At 60.4% G+C, this 16,085-nt stretch carries 13 protein-coding genes; 3 read left to right on the top strand and 10 right to left on the bottom strand.

Features of this window, described 5'->3' with window-relative positions; genetic code table 11:
* Positions 1-359 precede the first annotated feature (359 nt).
* Complete coding sequence (locus tag KVG95_RS05845) at positions 360-1,832, bottom strand: aldehyde dehydrogenase family protein (protein ID WP_217854873.1); 1,473 nt, start codon at positions 1,830-1,832, stop codon at positions 360-362.
* 240 nt (positions 1,833-2,072) lie between these two features.
* Here KVG95_RS05845 and KVG95_RS05840 point away from each other — a divergent pair, with 240 nt between their 5' ends.
* Together KVG95_RS05840 and KVG95_RS05835 are read left to right on the top strand one after the other, a co-directional pair.
* A complete protein-coding gene (locus KVG95_RS05840; RefSeq protein WP_217854872.1) occupies positions 2,073-2,927 on the top strand; it encodes a GNAT family N-acetyltransferase in 855 nt (284 codons plus the stop codon).
* Between the two features lie 69 nt (positions 2,928-2,996).
* On the top strand, positions 2,997-3,710 hold the full coding sequence (locus KVG95_RS05835; RefSeq protein ID WP_217854871.1) for a cupin domain-containing protein: 714 nt from the start codon (positions 2,997-2,999) through the stop codon (positions 3,708-3,710).
* A 174-nt stretch (positions 3,711-3,884) separates the two neighbouring features.
* Here the strand turns inward: KVG95_RS05835 and KVG95_RS05830 are convergent, their stop codons facing one another.
* The 6 genes from KVG95_RS05830 to gabT form a co-directional block, all read right to left on the bottom strand.
* The gene (locus KVG95_RS05830; RefSeq protein ID WP_217854870.1) at positions 3,885-5,228 is read right to left on the bottom strand and encodes an OprD family porin; all 1,344 of its coding nucleotides are present in this window, start codon (positions 5,226-5,228) and stop codon (positions 3,885-3,887) included.
* A 114-nt stretch (positions 5,229-5,342) separates the two neighbouring features.
* Positions 5,343-6,548 (bottom strand): acetyltransferase domain-containing protein, encoded by a 1,206-nt coding sequence (locus KVG95_RS05825; RefSeq protein ID WP_217854869.1) that lies wholly within the window; start codon positions 6,546-6,548, stop codon positions 5,343-5,345.
* Positions 6,549-6,587: 39 nt separating this feature from the next.
* On the bottom strand, positions 6,588-7,361 hold the full coding sequence (locus KVG95_RS05820) for a DUF4198 domain-containing protein (protein WP_225922912.1): 774 nt from the start codon (positions 7,359-7,361) through the stop codon (positions 6,588-6,590).
* A gap of 433 nt (positions 7,362-7,794) precedes the next feature.
* Positions 7,795-8,283 (bottom strand): Lrp/AsnC family transcriptional regulator, encoded by a 489-nt coding sequence (locus KVG95_RS05815; protein ID WP_008055821.1) that lies wholly within the window; start codon positions 8,281-8,283, stop codon positions 7,795-7,797.
* Between the two features lie 45 nt (positions 8,284-8,328).
* Entirely contained in the window at positions 8,329-8,985 is a 657-nt protein-coding gene (locus KVG95_RS05810; RefSeq protein WP_123359475.1) for an HAD family hydrolase, read from the bottom strand.
* A gap of 95 nt (positions 8,986-9,080) precedes the next feature.
* Entirely contained in the window at positions 9,081-10,373 is a 1,293-nt protein-coding gene (gene gabT / locus KVG95_RS05805; RefSeq protein WP_192344693.1) for a 4-aminobutyrate--2-oxoglutarate transaminase, read from the bottom strand.
* Between the two features lie 272 nt (positions 10,374-10,645).
* On the opposite strand from gabT, the gene KVG95_RS05800 reads away from it, so the two are divergent.
* Positions 10,646-11,572, top strand: a complete 927-nt coding sequence (locus KVG95_RS05800; protein ID WP_217854965.1) for a 2-hydroxyacid dehydrogenase — start codon at positions 10,646-10,648, stop codon at positions 11,570-11,572.
* A 190-nt stretch (positions 11,573-11,762) separates the two neighbouring features.
* Here the strand turns inward: KVG95_RS05800 and KVG95_RS05795 are convergent, their stop codons facing one another.
* The 3 genes from KVG95_RS05795 to KVG95_RS05785 all read right to left on the bottom strand — a co-directional run bounded on the left by KVG95_RS05795 (position 11,763) and on the right by KVG95_RS05785 (position 16,074).
* Positions 11,763-12,137, bottom strand: coding sequence for a hypothetical protein (locus KVG95_RS05795; RefSeq protein WP_217854867.1), 375 nt, complete (start codon positions 12,135-12,137; stop codon positions 11,763-11,765).
* Positions 12,138-12,422: 285 nt separating this feature from the next.
* Positions 12,423-14,276 (bottom strand): polyurethane esterase, encoded by a 1,854-nt coding sequence (locus KVG95_RS05790; protein ID WP_217854866.1) that lies wholly within the window; start codon positions 14,274-14,276, stop codon positions 12,423-12,425.
* 97 nt (positions 14,277-14,373) lie between these two features.
* Complete coding sequence (locus KVG95_RS05785) at positions 14,374-16,074, bottom strand: polyurethane esterase (protein WP_217854865.1); 1,701 nt, start codon at positions 16,072-16,074, stop codon at positions 14,374-14,376.
* Positions 16,075-16,085: the final 11 nt, after the last annotated feature.

Here is a 16,085-nt window from a genome sequence, read left to right as displayed (position 1 = left end):
TGCAGCACACCGTCATTACAACACCGTGAAACCAGCAGATGGCGTTAAAAGCGACCTCTGCTTGATACAAACCACCGTTTTAGCCACCCCCCTCAGCAGACTTTGCGGCTCGCTCCAGCCTTGGGCAAACCCCGTATTTGTGCGCTTTTATGGACCTTGATGGCCGCGCGAGGCTCAATAACGCCCGCATTCACGGCAGAACCTGCGCCGGGCGGAACGAAAACGGGCGCTTCGGTGAGGAAGCGCCCGTTTGGGTGCGATTTGAAACCTGTCGACGATCAACGGTCAGCGGATCCCTGTGGCTAGGGAGCTTGCTCCCTAGCCACAGGCCGCCTCACCACAGGGTTATGTGTCAGGCGTTATTGCACGATATCGATCAGCACGCTCTTGAAGCGCAAGTTGGCTTCGAACGCTTCGCGCCCCAGGTCCTTGCCGATGCCGGAGCGTTTGTAGCCGCCGGTCGGCAGGATGTAGTCGTTGCTGCGTCCGTAACGGTTGACCCACACCGTGCCCGCTTCCAGACGCCGGACCAACCGCAACGCACGATTGATGTCAGCGGTGTGCACCCCCGCCGCCAGGCCGTAGGTGGCGTGTGCGGCCAGGCTCAATGCCTGCTCTTCATCATCGAACGCCTGCACCGTCAGCACCGGGCCGAAGATTTCTTCGCAGACCGCCGGGTTGTGGTTGTCCAGACCCGCCAACAAGGTCGGTTGGTAATAAGCACCACCCAGCCCTTCGAACAAGCCACCGCCGGTCAACACTTCGGCCCCAGCCTGAAGGGAGCGCTGGACGATGCCGTCAATGCGGCTGGCCTGCAGCCGGGAAATGATCGGCGACAGCGTGCTCTCGGACGACCAGGTCGGCCCCGGGCGCAGTTCTTCGAAATACGCCTGCAAGTGCGCAATGAACGGTTCCATGATCGAACGCTCAATCAACAGCCGCGAACCGGACACGCACACCTGCCCGGCGTTGCCGGTGATGGCCAGCGCCACGGTGCGCGCGGTTGTCGCGATGTCCGGCACGTCGGCGAACACCAGTTGCGGACTCTTGCCGCCCAGCTCCAGCGTCACCGGTTTCGGCCCCACCAGCGCGCAGGTAGACATGATGCTCGACCCGGTCGCCGTGGACCCGGTGAAGGTGACCTTGCCCACCCGTGGATGACGGCACAAGGCATCGCCGGTGACGCGGCCATCGCCCTGCACCACGTTGAAAATCCCTGCTGGAATACCCGCCTGCAGCGCCAGCTCGGCGAAGCGCAGGCTGGAGAACGGCGTCAGCTCCGACGGCTTGAGCACCACGGCATTACCGGCGGCCAGTGCCGGAGCGACTTTCCAGGAGGCCATGCTTAACGGGAAATTCCACGGCGCAATGGCCGCGATCACACCGTACGGTTCGGCGATCTGCATGCCCAATCGATCAGTCTGCGTGGCCGCGACATGGCCGCCGTGCTTGTCCGCCAGTTCGGCAAAGAAACGAATGCCCTCGGCAACATAAGGAATGTCCCAGGCGATCACATCTTTATGTGGGCGGGTCGAACCCACCGCTTCCAGCGGCGCCAGAATGGCGGCATCGGCTTCGATCAGATCGGCCCAGCGGCGCATGACACGCGCCCGTTCCCGGGGTGGACGACTGGCCCAGTCGCTGCGATTAAAAGCCTGCCAGGCATCATTGACCGCCTCATCCACCAGGTCGGCATCGGCGATCGGCAACTGGGCATAGGCCTGGCCGTCCGAAGGGCGAACCACCTCCAGTCCCGGTTGGGCATCGCGGTAGTGACCGGCAATAAAGTGAGCGCTGCGCACAGCGATAAGGCAAGGATCGAAGCTATCCATGGAGCACTCCAAAAAGGGACGGCGAGGCGTGAACTCAGGCTTCCATCGTAGAAAAAAAGCCCAAGCATTTGCTGCCGACCTTATGGGGCAATTTAGTAGTAAGTGTGGTCTGCAGGCCTGCGACGTGAGGAATCTGCCGAATCTTCCAGGCCCCCTTGTCAGGCCTTCACGCAGATGGGATACAGGCACCCTAGCGCCGGAAAACCGGTTGATTGCGCACACTGAAAACGGAGACTCGCCATGTCCGCCTCGCAACCTTCTTATGTCTATCGGCCGATGACTGCCGCCGATACTCCTTCGGCCCATGCCTTGTCCGTGCAGTTGAAGTGGCCCCATCGCCTGGAAGACTGGGCGATGTTGCAGCGGGTCAGCGAAGGCTTTGTGGTGCTCGATGGTGAGCGACTGATCGGCAGCGCATTCACCTGCCCGCAAGGCAAGTTCGCGACCATCGGCCTGGTGATCGTCAGTGACGACTATCAAGGCAAGGGGATTGGTCGTCGATTGATGGAATACGCACTGGAGGCTTGCCACTCATGCACGCCGATGCTCAATGCCACCCTCGCCGGCGCACCGCTTTACGTCAGCCAGGGTTTTGTCGAATTCGGCCGGGTTCAGCAGCATCAAGGCCAGGCGCAAGCACCCGCGCTGGAAGCACTGGCGGACGGTGAAGAATGTCGCCCGTTGCGCGCGGCTGATCAGGCGCGTCAACTGGAGCTGGCCAACGCCGGCAGCGGGCTGGACCGCCAAGCGGTGCTCACGGATCTGTTCGGGGTGGTCGAGCAATCGGTGGGCATCGAGCGCGACGGTCAATTGCGTGCCTTTGCCCTGCTGCGCCCTTTCGGTCGTGGTCGTTGCCTCGGTCCGGTCATCGCTGAAACCCCCGAGCAGGCCAAACACCTGATCGCCATGTTGTTGGCCCAGGTGCCGGAGGCTTTCGTGCGGATCGACATTCCGGCGGACAGTGGCTTGGGCGAATGGCTGGAGCAGGCCGGTCTCAAGCAGGTCGACACTGTGGCACAAATGGCACTCGGCACACCGCCGCAAGCGGTCAACGGCGTCCGCCAATTTGCCCTCGTCACCCAAGCCATTGGTTGACCCCGGCGCGCGATGAAGCAAGCGCCATCCAACACCTTCTATCCCCCATTTGCAGGGAGCGTCACCCGTATGTCTCAACCTACCGTTCTGCTGTTGGCTCGCGCCGACGGCAGCCGTATTTCTACGCCTTTCAAAGCAGCCCCCTTGAGCTCCATCGATCCGTTCATGGGCGCTCGTCAGGTCGCCTACATCGGGCCCGACGGCGTATCGGCGGGCATCGTTCACACCAGCGAAACCCTCGATATCGATGACTTTCCGCACACCGAAGTGATCGTGGTCCACGCCGGGCATGTCGTGCTGCAATCCCGGGAACAGACGCTGGAACTGGGGATCGGTGCCAGCGCTGTGATCGGTCGTGGTACGACCCTGCGAGTTCAGCCGCAACCGGGCACTTGCTGGGCCTTCTGCACCGTCAGCATCCCCACTGCCGAATCGACGCCGGGGCTGACAGCCCTCGACCCGTTGGCGATGCTGTCACCTTCGGCGGCACCGGAACCGCAAATACTGATCGGACCTACACCGCAGTGCCGATCCCGCAATGCCTTCGAAGATGACGCCACTGATCTGCGCGTCGGTGTCTGGGATTCGACGCCGTACACCCGCCATGGCCGAGCGCACAAACTCAACGAGCTGATGCACCTGCTCGAAGGCAGCGTGACCTTGCAGGCACCGGATGGAACCAGCGTAACCGTCAACCCCGGCGACACCGTGTTCGTACCGCAAGGCGCACCGTGCGCCTGGAGCAGTGCGCGGTATGTGCGCAAGGTTTACGCCGTTAAATAAATGCCATGAAGCACTATGTGGGAGCGGGCTTGCTCGCGAAGAGGCCATAACATTCAGTATCCGGGTTGAATGTAAGTCCGCCTTCGCGAGCAAGCCCGCTCCCACATTGGATCTGTGGCGTTCGCAAAAAAACGGGTTCACCACAAATCCCTTGTGGGAGCGAGCCTGCTTGTCTTAGAACTTCCCACCCAACGGGTATTCAATCGCCAGACGAATCTGATTGGCATCCAGCTCGGCCTGCGCCGAATTCCCCCGGTGGACCGCATGCCGCAGGGTAAACCCGAGGTTTTTCGCCGGTCCCGACTGCACTACGTACTTGGCTTGCAGATCACGTTCCCAATGTTTGCCACCCTGCCCGTAGCCCAACCATTTGTAACCGCCGTTCGGGTCCATGTGAGTGCCATCGATGCCGCTGCCGCGTACATACAGTGCGCCGAAGGTCAGGCCGGGAACGCCGTAGCCGGCCATGTTCAGATCGTAGCGGGCTTGCCAGGATGCTTCCTCGGGCGCGTTGAAGTCAGACAGCGCCACCGCGTTGCTCAGGTAGATCGCACCGCGGGTCACGTAGTCGAAGGGCGTGTCGCCGTCGACCTTTTGATAACCCAGGCCGAAGCTGTGGGAGCCGACCTTGTAGGTGGAGAGAAAACTCCAGGTGGTGTTGTCGATTCCGCCCGACAAGGCTTTGCCGGTGTCCTGGGTGCGATACAGATTGAGGTCGAAGATCAGGTCCTGGCCTTCGGCCAACGGCTGCGTGTAGACCGCGCCCAAATAGTGCTGACGCCAGGTATCGTCATACACCGCACTGAACAGGCTGGCGTTGAGCCCTTTGATCGAGGTGTTGCGCGCACCAATCAAGTCGAAGCTGTTGCCTTGTTTACCGTTGGAGTAATTGACCACGAAGCCTTGGTCATGGCTGCTGGCGTTACGGTCGGTACTCTCATTGAAGTGCCCGCCATACAGCGTGGTGCCGGGCAGTTCGCGGCTGGTCAACAGCCAGCCGGTGGCGGTCTCGGGTAACAAGCGACTGTCGGAAGAGCCGAACACCGGGGTTTTCACTCGCTGCTCGCCGTAACGTAATTCGGTGGAGGAGAAACGCAGCTTGGCCACCGCGCCGCCTCGGCTGAACTCGTCTTTGGGGTGACCTTCGTTGTCGACGCCCAGCAGTCGGGCCTTGCCGGCACGCCCGCCTCCGCTGTCCAGTTGCCAGCCGGAATACAGGTGCGCGTCCAGCCCAAAGCCTACGGTGCCGGTGGTGAAACCCGAGGCCACATCGGCCATCAGACCGTAAGCCCATTCCTCCGCCAGATCACTGCGCTGGGCCCTGGATTTATAGGCGTTGCGTGCGCCATTACTAAGCGAGCCGTGTTCATAATCGCGACGGTCATAGACGCTGCGATTGAGCAGGTTCCATTGGCCGTCCTCTAAAAAACCTTTGGCATTGTCTTGTTCCGATGCCTGAGCGAGCAGGCTTTGCCCTCCCAATGCCAAAAGCAGGGCGTGCGTGGTCAATGTCTTCACAGTTTGACTCCTGGAAAATCAGTCGTACGTAGCGGGTCTGCAAGGTGTCCCGCCGAATGGGGGACACCGAGGGGCAACTCTGGGAATCAGCGTCTGTAAATCAACGCCTGTAAATCAGAGGTATTTGAGAATCGCGATGTCGCGACGGCGCTGTTTGAGGTTGGCGAACCAGCGCGTCGGGAAGAACAGCAACACCCCGAGGATCACGCTCCACAGCCAGACCATGGGCAGGTTATCGAAACCATAATAAGTGCCCTGATTGGCGCCCCAGATCGCAACGGACACCAGGTACATGGCCTTGAGCACGTACAGGTGCAGCAAATAGAAGAACATCGGCGCACCGCCGTAGATCGCCAAAGTCGCGGTGGACCAGCGATCCTGGGCCTTCTCGAACAACGCCAAAAGGATCAGCCCCAGGCCGAGGGTCGGCATCAGGAACATCAGCGACGGTGGGTATTTCTTCGCGCTCAGGAAACTCATGAAAGTGCGCAGCGACTCACCGGTTTGCACCCAAGGCTTCTCGCCATAAACATTCAAGTAGCGGATGAACACGAAGGCCACCAGCAGGCCGCAGCCGACTTTCAGCAACCGCGAAACCCGCTCCGCCGAATCCATGTCCTTGCCGAACCATGGCCCGATGGCCCAACCCAGCAGAATCACCCCGATCCAAGGCAACACCGGATACGTGGTGCGAGCCCGGGTGAACTCGGTGATGTCGATGAACACCCGCTGATGCAGGATTGACCACGGCACAAAGAACGGCGACTCCGGCCCCACAGTCACACCATCGAGCAGGTTGTGCCCGGCGACAATCGCTACCCCGAGCACGATCAACCAACCGCGCTTGAAGTGCAGCAACCCGGCGAGCACGATCATGCAGATGCCGATGCACCAGATCACTTGCAGCCACAACGTCTTGGGCGGGAACTCGGCGTTCCAGGCGAAGCACACGAACGTAAGCTCCAGGAACACCAGGAACAGCCCGCGCTTGAGCAGGAACACCGAGGTCTCATTGGCCGTGTGTTTCTGGCTGTAGAGCCAGGCTGACAAACCGGTGAGGAAGATGAACACCGGGGCGCAGATGGTGCTCAGCAATCGGGTGAAGAACAGGTCCGGGGTCACGCTCAAGGCGTCGATCGGGTCGGTCACCTGGCGGTGCAGCAAAAAGGTTTCCCGCACATGGTCGACGAGCATGCAGAGCATGACGAAGCCGCGCAGGGCATCGATAGCGAGCATCCGGGTGTTGGTTTTTGCAGCGCTGGAGGCAAGCGCAGGGGAAACACTTCCCGCCTGCCCTGCCACGCTTGTGGATAGGGTCATATCAGTCACTCATGTCGTGGTCAGTGGACTACCGCTGGCTCAGCCCTGTTTCTTCAGCCTGGCAACTTCCGATGCCGGCAGCTGCGACGGTGCCCGCGGCAAGGGTACCTGACCTTCCTTTCGATAGAACGACAACGTCGAACTGAAGCTCTTCACGTCAAAGGGTTCGGCCTGGCCCTGGGGATTGATGCGCTCGCCGGCGGTGTGGTCCTTGTATTCGACGGCCACCACATAGATGCCCTGCCAGGGCAGCTCGAAACTGACCTTGCCGGTCGCATCGGTGCGCCGGGTAAACACTTCGCCGGAACCGGTTTCCAGCACCACGTCTTGATCGGCCAAGGGCTTGTGCGCATAGAACACCTGGAACTGTGCCTTGCCGGTATCGGCGACACCGGTAGGCACGATATCCAGCGTCAGTTCCGGCGTGCGGGTGCGCAAATCACCGACCCAACGGGTAGCGGGCGTCCAGTAAGCCTTTTGCGTTTTATCGCCGTCGTGAAGGTCGAAGATCGGGTAATGCGCGTCCTCGGCCAGCAGCGAGTCATCCGCCTTGGTTTGATGCGCCACGGCAAACGCCTGGCGCTGCAAGGTCAGGCTCAACGGTTGAGACTTGTTGCTGATCGACCAGCCCTTGAGTTGCCGGAACCGGTCCATCCCGCCCGGTGTGACTTCCAGCATGTTCTTGTCATATTCCCCGTAGTACAACGCCAGGGGTTGCCCCGGTGGCTGCTCGTACCAGATTTGATGCGCTTCGCTGCTGCTTGCCAGCATGAAGACGCCGTAACCCAACAGTGCTTTTTTTGCGTGGCTCATTCGCATTTTTTTGCGCTCCGATTGGTGTTGTTCAACGGATCGTCGCTGCCCTGCAACGATCTGCCCCTCTCTCTGAACGCATTACAACGCAGGCTATTTTGTGCTTCGCGCCGAATTCATCGCTCATAACGCAAACGAAGACTGTTTTCGTGGCGTAAACAGCTATTTATGCGGCCTGCGCCAGCATGAAGCGTGTTGAGAGGTTTGGCGGGGGCGATGTCCAATCGGGGTGCATGCACAATGTCAGTCAGGTGAGGAACCTGTGGGAGCGGGCTTGCTCGCGAAGGCGCCGGCACAGTCAACATTTATTTCGCCTGACACACCGCTTTCGCGAGCAAGCCCGCTCCCACATGGATTGCGGTATTAGCCCGTCGCGCGCCTTTTTTAAAGGCGCGGCAGGTTGCAAGGGAATGGTGTATATGCGGAGGGAGTTTCAGTGACGCAGTAATTTGCGCAGCGGCACGCCGTCCTTGAGCACGGGTGACTTGATGACGATGTAGCTGAAGTACTTGGAGATGCCGATGTTCTTGTCCAGCAGGCTTTCGATCACTTCCTGATAATGCTGGATGCTACGGGTCATGAAACGCACCAGGTAATCGTAGCCGCCACTGATCAGGTGGCATTCGAGCACTTCATCGACCAGACGGATATTGGATTCGAACTTGGCGAAGTCTTCGCGCTTGTGGTCGCTCAAGGTGATTTCGGTGAATACCGTGACCGAGTCGGTGATCTTGGCCAGGTTCAGGTGAGCCTTGTAGCTGGAGATATACCCGGCCGACTCAAGCCGTTTGACCCGTTGCAGGCAGGGGCTGGCCGACAGGCCCACGGCATCGGCCAGGCTGACGTTGGTCATGCGCCCATCCTTTTGCAGCTCAACCAAGATGCTGATGTCGATCCGGTCCAGTTTTACTAAACCTTCCATTGCGTACCTCTTGACTGCCGTTTGTAAGACAATCTTCTAGCAAAATCAGCGCCGTAAAGACAGCTGATGCTGAGCCACCAGATCCGCCATGCTGTTGATGCAGTAATCCGCCGCGCACGGCGTCGGGTGTTTGCCCCGGCCGCGACAGATCAGGCAGACAGCGCCCGCGCCCTGCTGCCGGGCGGAAGGCCGGGTCACCTGGAGGATGGTTTTGGCGTCAAGTTCATTGGCCGCCAGCCAATCGTGATCCCGCAGGGGATCACTGGCCAATGAAATAAAATCGTCGGGCATGATCCCCAGACGCTCGCACAGCAGGCCGCGATCCTCGGCATCGCGATCGCCGTGCACCAGCAGCCGATAGAACTTGCGCAGGTACAGCATGGCGCCGGGCGCGTCTTCGAACAACGACCAACCCGCCACTGACCGGGCAAAGCTCATGCCCTCCTCCCAACTGGCTTTCAGCCCCCAGCGCTCGGCCAACTGACGGTGGGCGAAACACAGCAAGCCGCTGAAACCCAGTTCGCCGAAGCGCGGGTACAGCGCATGCACCACCTCGCTGAATTCGGCCAGCACCTGTGTTTTGTCCGGGTGGCCGCCACGGCTGTCGAGCAGCGGCTGCAACGCCGTCCAGACCCCGGAATCGCGATCCACCAGGACCTCATCGCAATCGATCAACAACGCTCGATAATCAGTCAGCCCCATGGTGTGTAAAGCCTCCGATGATGCATTCCATCAATCCATGCTCCATAAATGCTCACGGGCGATGCCAGGTGGCACCGCCCGGAGCAGGCGTGAGCTCAGTTCAAGACTCGTGCCAGCGCCGCGTCGAGAATCTGCAGCGCTTCGTCGACCTGCGCTTCGGTGGTCACCAGCGGCGCGAGGAAGCGCAGCACGTTGCGGTACACGCCGCACTTGATCACCAGCAGGCCACCGGCCCGGGCTTCGTCGATCAGCCGTTGGTTGAGGTCGGCATCGGGGGTGCGCGCGTCGTCATCCTTGATCAGCTCGATCGCCAGCATGAAGCCGCTGCCGCGCACGTCGCCGATGCGCGGGTAACGAGCCTGCAAGCTCAACAAACCCTGACGCAGACGTTCGCCCAAAGCATCACCACGGGCCAGCAACTGCTCTTGCTCGTAGGCCTCGATCACCGCCAGCGCCGCCGCGCACGACAGCGCGTTACCGCCGTAAGTGCCGCCGAGGCCGCCGGGTAACGGCGCGTCCATGATCTCGGCCTTGCCGACCACGCCGGACAGCGGCAAACCACCGGCCAGGCTTTTGGCGACAGTGACCAGGTCCGGCTGAATGCCGGCGTGCTGGAAGCCGAACCATTTGCCGGTGCGACCGAAACCGGTCTGGATTTCATCAAGGATCAGCACGATGCCGTGTTTTTCAGTCAAGGCACGCAGGGCCTGGAGAAACTCTGTCGGTGCCGAGAGGAAACCGCCATCGCCCTGCACCGGTTCGATAATGATCGCCGCGACCCGCTCGGGCGCCACTTGAGTGGCCAACAATTCGTCCAGCGCCTTGAGCGCCATGTCGCTGGTCACGCCGCGATAGGCATTCGGATACGGGGTGTGGAAGACCTCCGGCGCGAACGGCCCGAAGTTCTGTTTATAGGGCTGGCTCATGCCGGTCAGCGTGGTGCCGAGCAAGGTCCGGCCGTGGAACCCGCCGCGAAAGGCGATCACCGCCGAGCGGTTGGTGTGGGCGCGGGCGATCTTCACCGCGTTTTCCACGGCTTCGGCGCCGGAGGTGAAGAACGCCGCTTTATAGGATTCCTGGCCGCCGATCATTTCGCACAGGCGCTGAGCCAGGTCGAGATAAGGCTTGTAGGCCACCACCTGGAAACAGGCGTGGGAGACTTTTTGCAGCTGCGCCTGCACCGCCGCGACCACCTTCGGGTGGTTGTGACCGATGTTCAGCACACCGATACCGCCGACAAAGTCCAGGTAGCGCTTGCCGTCCACGTCCCACAATTCTGAACCTTGGGCCCGATCGATCACCAACGGATGCGCGGTAACCAGGCCACGTGGCACGAATTGATCGCGCTGACGGAGCAAATGAGGGGTTTCGTCGACTTTGCTGTTCATGGCATTTCCCATCGTGAGTCCGGCAACCGGGAAGTGGTTGCGATGGTGTTCAGGTTAAGGCTTGCGCGAAACGAACTACGCCGAACTTGCCCCCTGAGAAATTCGGATCGACTGTTTTCACCCCGCCAAACGGCAGATTCCTTTAGCCGGCCGAATCTGCCGGTGCGTGGCCGATACAACGTTACTCAACGCGTTAAACCCGCTGCTTTCGACAGATCCTGCGCTGGCGTTGCGCGATGATGGGCAGCACCTTCACCTATCAGGAAATGCCCATGGCCCTGCTGTATAAAGCTGACCCTGTGCGCGGCGAACAGTGGCAAGCGCTGTTCGCCGAACACGCCCCGGATATCGAATGGCGCGCGTGGCCGGACATCGGCGACCCGAAGGACATTCAGTACCTGGCCGCGTGGCAGGCACCCGACGATCTCGAGGTTGTGCTGCCCAATCTGCAAGTGCTGTTTGCCTTGTCCGCCGGCGTCGATCAACTCGACCTCAATCGCCTGCCGACGAGCTTGCCGGTGGTGCGCCTGCTGGACCCCGGCATCACCCGTGGCATGTGCGAATACGCCAGTTTTGCCGTGCTCAGCCTGCACCGGGACATGTTGCGCTATCGCCAGCAACAAATGGCCCGCTGCTGGCAAGCGCACTTGCTGCAACCGGCCGCCAGGCGTCGGGTCGGGCTCATGGGGCTTGGCGCTCAGGCGCAGCAGATTCTGGCGACCTTGCAACCGCTGGGCTTTGCCTTGTCAGCCTGGGCGCGCAGTGCCCATCAAATTCCGGGGGTCGATTGTTATGCCGGCAACCAGCAACTGCCAGCGTTCCTCAGCCAGTGCGACATTCTCTTGTGTGTATTGCCGCTGACCAAACAGACCCAGGGCATTCTTGATCGCAGGCTGTTTGAGCAACTGCCCCGTGGCGCGGCGCTGATCAACATGGGCCGTGGCGGGCATTTGGTTGAGGATGATTTGCTTGAGGCATTGGACAGCGGGCATTTGAGCGGCGCGGTCCTTGATGTGCTGCAGCAGGAACCGGCACCGGTGGATCACCCGTTCTGGCACCACCCGCAGATTCTGCTGACACCGCACATCGCGGCGATGACCCAGCCAGAAAGCGCCTTTGGGGTGTTGCTGGAGAACATTCGCCGGCATCAACGGGGGGAGCCGATGCTCGGTGAGATCGATCGTGCGCAGGGTTATTGATCGCCCATGCAGTATGTGGCGAGCGAGCTTGCTCGCGTTGGGTTGCGTAGCAGCCCCAAAAATCTGACAACCATTGCCGATTTTTGTGAGTGCTGCGCACTCAAGCGGGAGCAAGCTCCCTCGCCACAGGTTTCTCTGACTCAAGACGCTTTTAAGTGAACAGCATTGTTCTCAAAGGCCCCCGTTATGCTCAGTGAGTTCCCAGAATATTGTTATCGCAGGAGAAGGACTGTCCTCCTTTGAGCATCAGTCGTTCCTGCATCCGCTGGCAACGCTCCCGTTCCTGCTGCATCGAACGATCGATGCTGATATTGCCGGTCTTCTCCGGTTGTTTGCCGTCGCCCAGGCGCACTGTCACCCAAGGCTGTTCCGGCTGGACCTGAAAGCGGCTTTTCTCTTCGACGGGCTTGGCGGGTTTGGTGGTTTCGATCTCGGCCGGTTTGGGCAGTTGATCGGAGGTGACCCCGTAACGGGTCAGAATCGAGCTTTGAGGCAGTTCTGCGGCGGCGGTTGCCGATAACAAGGCCAGCGCCAGACCGAAGGTGTACCTCTTGCTGTTACTCACGTTGCAAAATCTCCTGTACTCAATGGCGGCATGCAGCACCGGCGTCATAGGGATAACGCGTGGATGGGCTGATGGTTTAGTGCCAGTTCCTGTTGGTGCAGGTATTGGAGTCCGGGAGTGAACGGTGAGTCACGTAGGCAGGCAGGTTTACCGCGTTATCGTTCTTCGCGAGCAAGCCCGCTCCCACATTAGATCTTCAGTGAACACCCAATATGGGTACACCTGCGATCAAAATGTGGGAGCGGGCTTGCTCGCGAAGAGGCCCTTACCGGCACCGCATCACCCTCAGGCGATCACAATCCCGCTACCAGACAAACTGTCCAGCCCCACGCCCACCAAAGTCACCGAATCGCTGCCAAACGTCAGCAGCGTATCCTGCCCCACCGCCGTGGCATGGGCGCGGAAGTCGTCGTTCGGCGCAACGCCCTGAACCCCGAAAAACACCAGTTTGTCGTTGGCTTGATAACCCACCACCCGGTCCTGACCAAACGCGCCGCTGAACAGGAACGTATCGACCCCGCCGCCCGACTCCATCAGGTCATTACCCGCCCCGCCGACAAACACGTCATTGCCGGTGCTGCCAATCAAATGATCGTTGCCATCGAAGCCAAACATCCAGTCGCCGGTTGCGTGCGCGTTGAGGGTGTCGGCGCCGGTCGTGCCCTTCAGGCTTGAAGCGTACTGAGTCAGATTGCTACCGACCGCAAGGCCATTGGCGGTGACGCTGTGGGTCACGTCATCCTTGAACACACCCCAGAGAAAACCCGGCTCCTTGGTCACGATGCTGCCGATGTCGCGGGTGATGCTGATGCCGCCATTGGCATCGCGCACATACAGGTTGCCGGCACCGTCATTGGCGAAGACAAACTCTTTCACCGACTGTTGCAGGTCCAGCACGTTGCTGCCCTTGCCGCCCAACAGGATGTTGTAGCCACCGCCATCGCGGAAGGTGTCGTTCCCGTCGCGGCCTTCCAGGTAGTCGTTGCCCTTACCGCCCTGGATCAGGTCATTGCCGTCGCTGCCGATGATAAAGGTGCTGCCTTTGTGGGTTTCGGCGTTGCGGTTCAAGTCCTGGACCCACGTGTTGCTGCGCGCCGGGTCCGAGAGGTTGGCGACGATGATGGTCGAATCTTTGCTGGTCAGGTCGTAGAACTGCGACTCAAGCACCCGGGTCATGCCGTCGCCGTAACCGGTGGGCAAGTGTGAAATCCAGGTGGGGATGTTGAGGATGGAATACGGCAGCACGTTCCACGCCGTCGAGGCGTAGTGGTCGTTGAAGCTGACGATGTTATCGGTCGTCGAATCCTTGGCGGCATCGTGCACGCCCACCGAGGACAGGTTGAACGTCGAGCCATCGAGGGCGCGGAACACCGGGTCGTTTTCATAACCGATGTTCAGCACTTTGTCGCTGCTGCTCTGGGTCGGCGAGGCGTAGGCGATGTAGTTGGAATCCTGGTAGAACCCGGACCATTTTTCGCTGCTCAAGTCCGCCAGGCTGTTGACCGCCAAGCCACCGAGGCTGTGGCCGCTGACCAGCACGTCCTTGCCCGACAACCCATTGGCCTGGGCAAATGCTGCAACGTCACTGAGCAAATTACCGAAGGCTTCACCCGCGTAGTTTTTCGCATAATCCTTGGGACCCAAGGCCGCCAGCAAATCGTTGATCACGTCACCGATGGAGTCGCCGATCTGGATTTCTCGCGGGCCGCTGGTGCCGCGAAAGGCGATGCCGATTTCAGTGAGATGACCTTGGGCGTCGTACTTGCCGAGAATCTCTACTTGAGCGCTGGTGTAACCGTCCTTCTCGCCGAAGAAGGTTCCGCGAGCGTCGGTCTTGCCGTCATAGCCCAGTTGCGCGGCGGTGATCGGCGTCCATCCTGCTTTTTGCACAGCTTCGAGAGCAGCTTTTTCCGAATCGGGGTTCCAGGGAATGCCGGGAATGACACCTTGGGAATCGGTGCCGCCAATCAGCGCGGTGACCAGGGTTGCCGGCAAGCCCAAGCCGAAGCCGTTTTGCTGGTAACCGGTGGCGAAACCGTTGTCGAGGTTGTGATAGGAATACAGCGTGATCGCCATGGCGTCGCTGAACAACGCCTTGGAGTCTGCTGTGCCGAAGTTTTTGTAGTCATACACACCCATTGGTATTGCCTCTCTCTTTGTTGGAATTGTCAGAGATAGCTCACAGCCAGGACGTCTCAATCACGAGGCGCCCCGGAGCCTCTAGTGCATGCAGCTTTTACGCAAACGTAATTCCCGAAGCCGAGAGATTATCCAGACCCACGCCCACCAGCGTTACGGCGTAATCGCCAATCTTGAGCACAGTGTCGTTGCCGGTCTGGGTCGCATGCTGCGCGTAGTCATAGCCCTGCCCCGCGCCCTGGACGCCCATGAACACCAGTTTGTCGCTGCCCTGGTAGCCATTGATCGCGTCGAAGCCGAAGGCGCCGCTGAACAGGAAAGTGTTGTTGCCGCTCCCCGAGGCATGCATCACGTCATTGCCCGCGCCACCGACGAAGGTCACCTGACTTTTGTCGCTGCGCAGCAGGTCGTCGCCGGCATTGCCGAACAGCCAGTCACCGTCGACACTGGCCACCAGCGTGTTGCCGTAAACATTGCCATTGAGCGAATGGTTGTAGTGGGTCAGTTCACTGCCATTGAGTAAGCCATTGGCGGTGACGTTGTAGGTGACGTCCTTGCTGCCCCACCACGCGCCCGATTCCTTGCTCACCAGCGCGCCGATGTCGCGGGTCAGGCTGATGCCGCCGTAGGCGTCGCGCACATACAGCGTGCCGTCGCCGTCATTGGCAACGCTGAAGTTCTGCAACGGTTTCTGCAGCTCGAAGGTGTTGCTGCCCTTGCCACCCAGCAGCAGGTTGTAGCCGCCGTCATCGCGGAACCGGTCGTTACCGTCACGGCCTTCGATGAAGTCATTGCCCGTGCCGCCCTTGAGCAAGTCATTGCTGTCGGTGCCAATGATGAACGTGCTGCCGGTGTGGGGCTCACCGCTGCGGCCCAGGTCCTCGACCCAAGTGGTGCCTCGGGACGCTTCCGACAGGTTGGACACGATCAGCGTCGAGTCTTTGTCGGTGAGGTCGTAGAAGCGTGAGTCGATCACCCGGTTCAAGCCGTCGGCATAACCCAACGAACCATGGGCCGACCAGTTCAGCGGATTGAGGATGCTGAACGGCACCAGGTTTTGCGCAGTGGAAGCGTACTGGTCATTGAAGTTGACGATGTTGTTGGTCGCCGAATCCTGATGACCGTCGTGCTTGCCCAGCGAGCCACTGCTGAAGGTGGTGCCGTCGAGCACTCGAAACACCGGGTCGTTCTCGTAGCCGATGTTCAGCACGTTGTTGCCGGTGGCGCTTTGGGTCGGCGAGGCGAAGGCAATGTAGTTGGCGTCCTTGAAGAAACCGCCCCAGTTATTGCCGCTCAACTCCGCCAGGCTGTTGACCCCTAACCCGCCGAGGCTATGCCCGCTGACCAGTACGTCTTTGGCACTCAGGCCGTGGGTGATGGCGAACGCGGCGACGTCCTTGAGCAAAGTGTCGAAGGCGTTTTTCGCGTAGTTCGTCGCGTAATCCACCGGGCCGACCGCGGCCAGCAGATTGTTTTTCATGTCGCCGAAAGTGTCGCTGTAGCCCAGGCCACCAGTGCCACGGAAGGCGATACCGATGCCGATCAGCTTCCCTGCCCCGTCGTATTTACCGAGGATTTCGGCTTCGGCGCTGGTGAAGCCGTCCTTCTCACCATAGAAGGTGCCTTGAGCGCCGACGTTGCCCTGGTAGCCCAACGCTGCCGCGCCAATCGGCGCCCAAGCGGTCACCGGCAGTGGCTGGCCGGTCGGCGTGTACGCGTAGAGCGTCAGCGCGATCGCGTCGGAGTACAGCGCCTTGCCGGCCTCACTGCCGGCATTTTTGTAATCAAACAGTCCCATGTTCTTGCTTC

Source organism: Pseudomonas farris (assembly GCF_019145235.1).
Taxonomy (GTDB): domain Bacteria; phylum Pseudomonadota; class Gammaproteobacteria; order Pseudomonadales; family Pseudomonadaceae; genus Aquipseudomonas; species Aquipseudomonas farris.
This window is presented reverse-complemented; position numbering and strand designations above follow the sequence as displayed.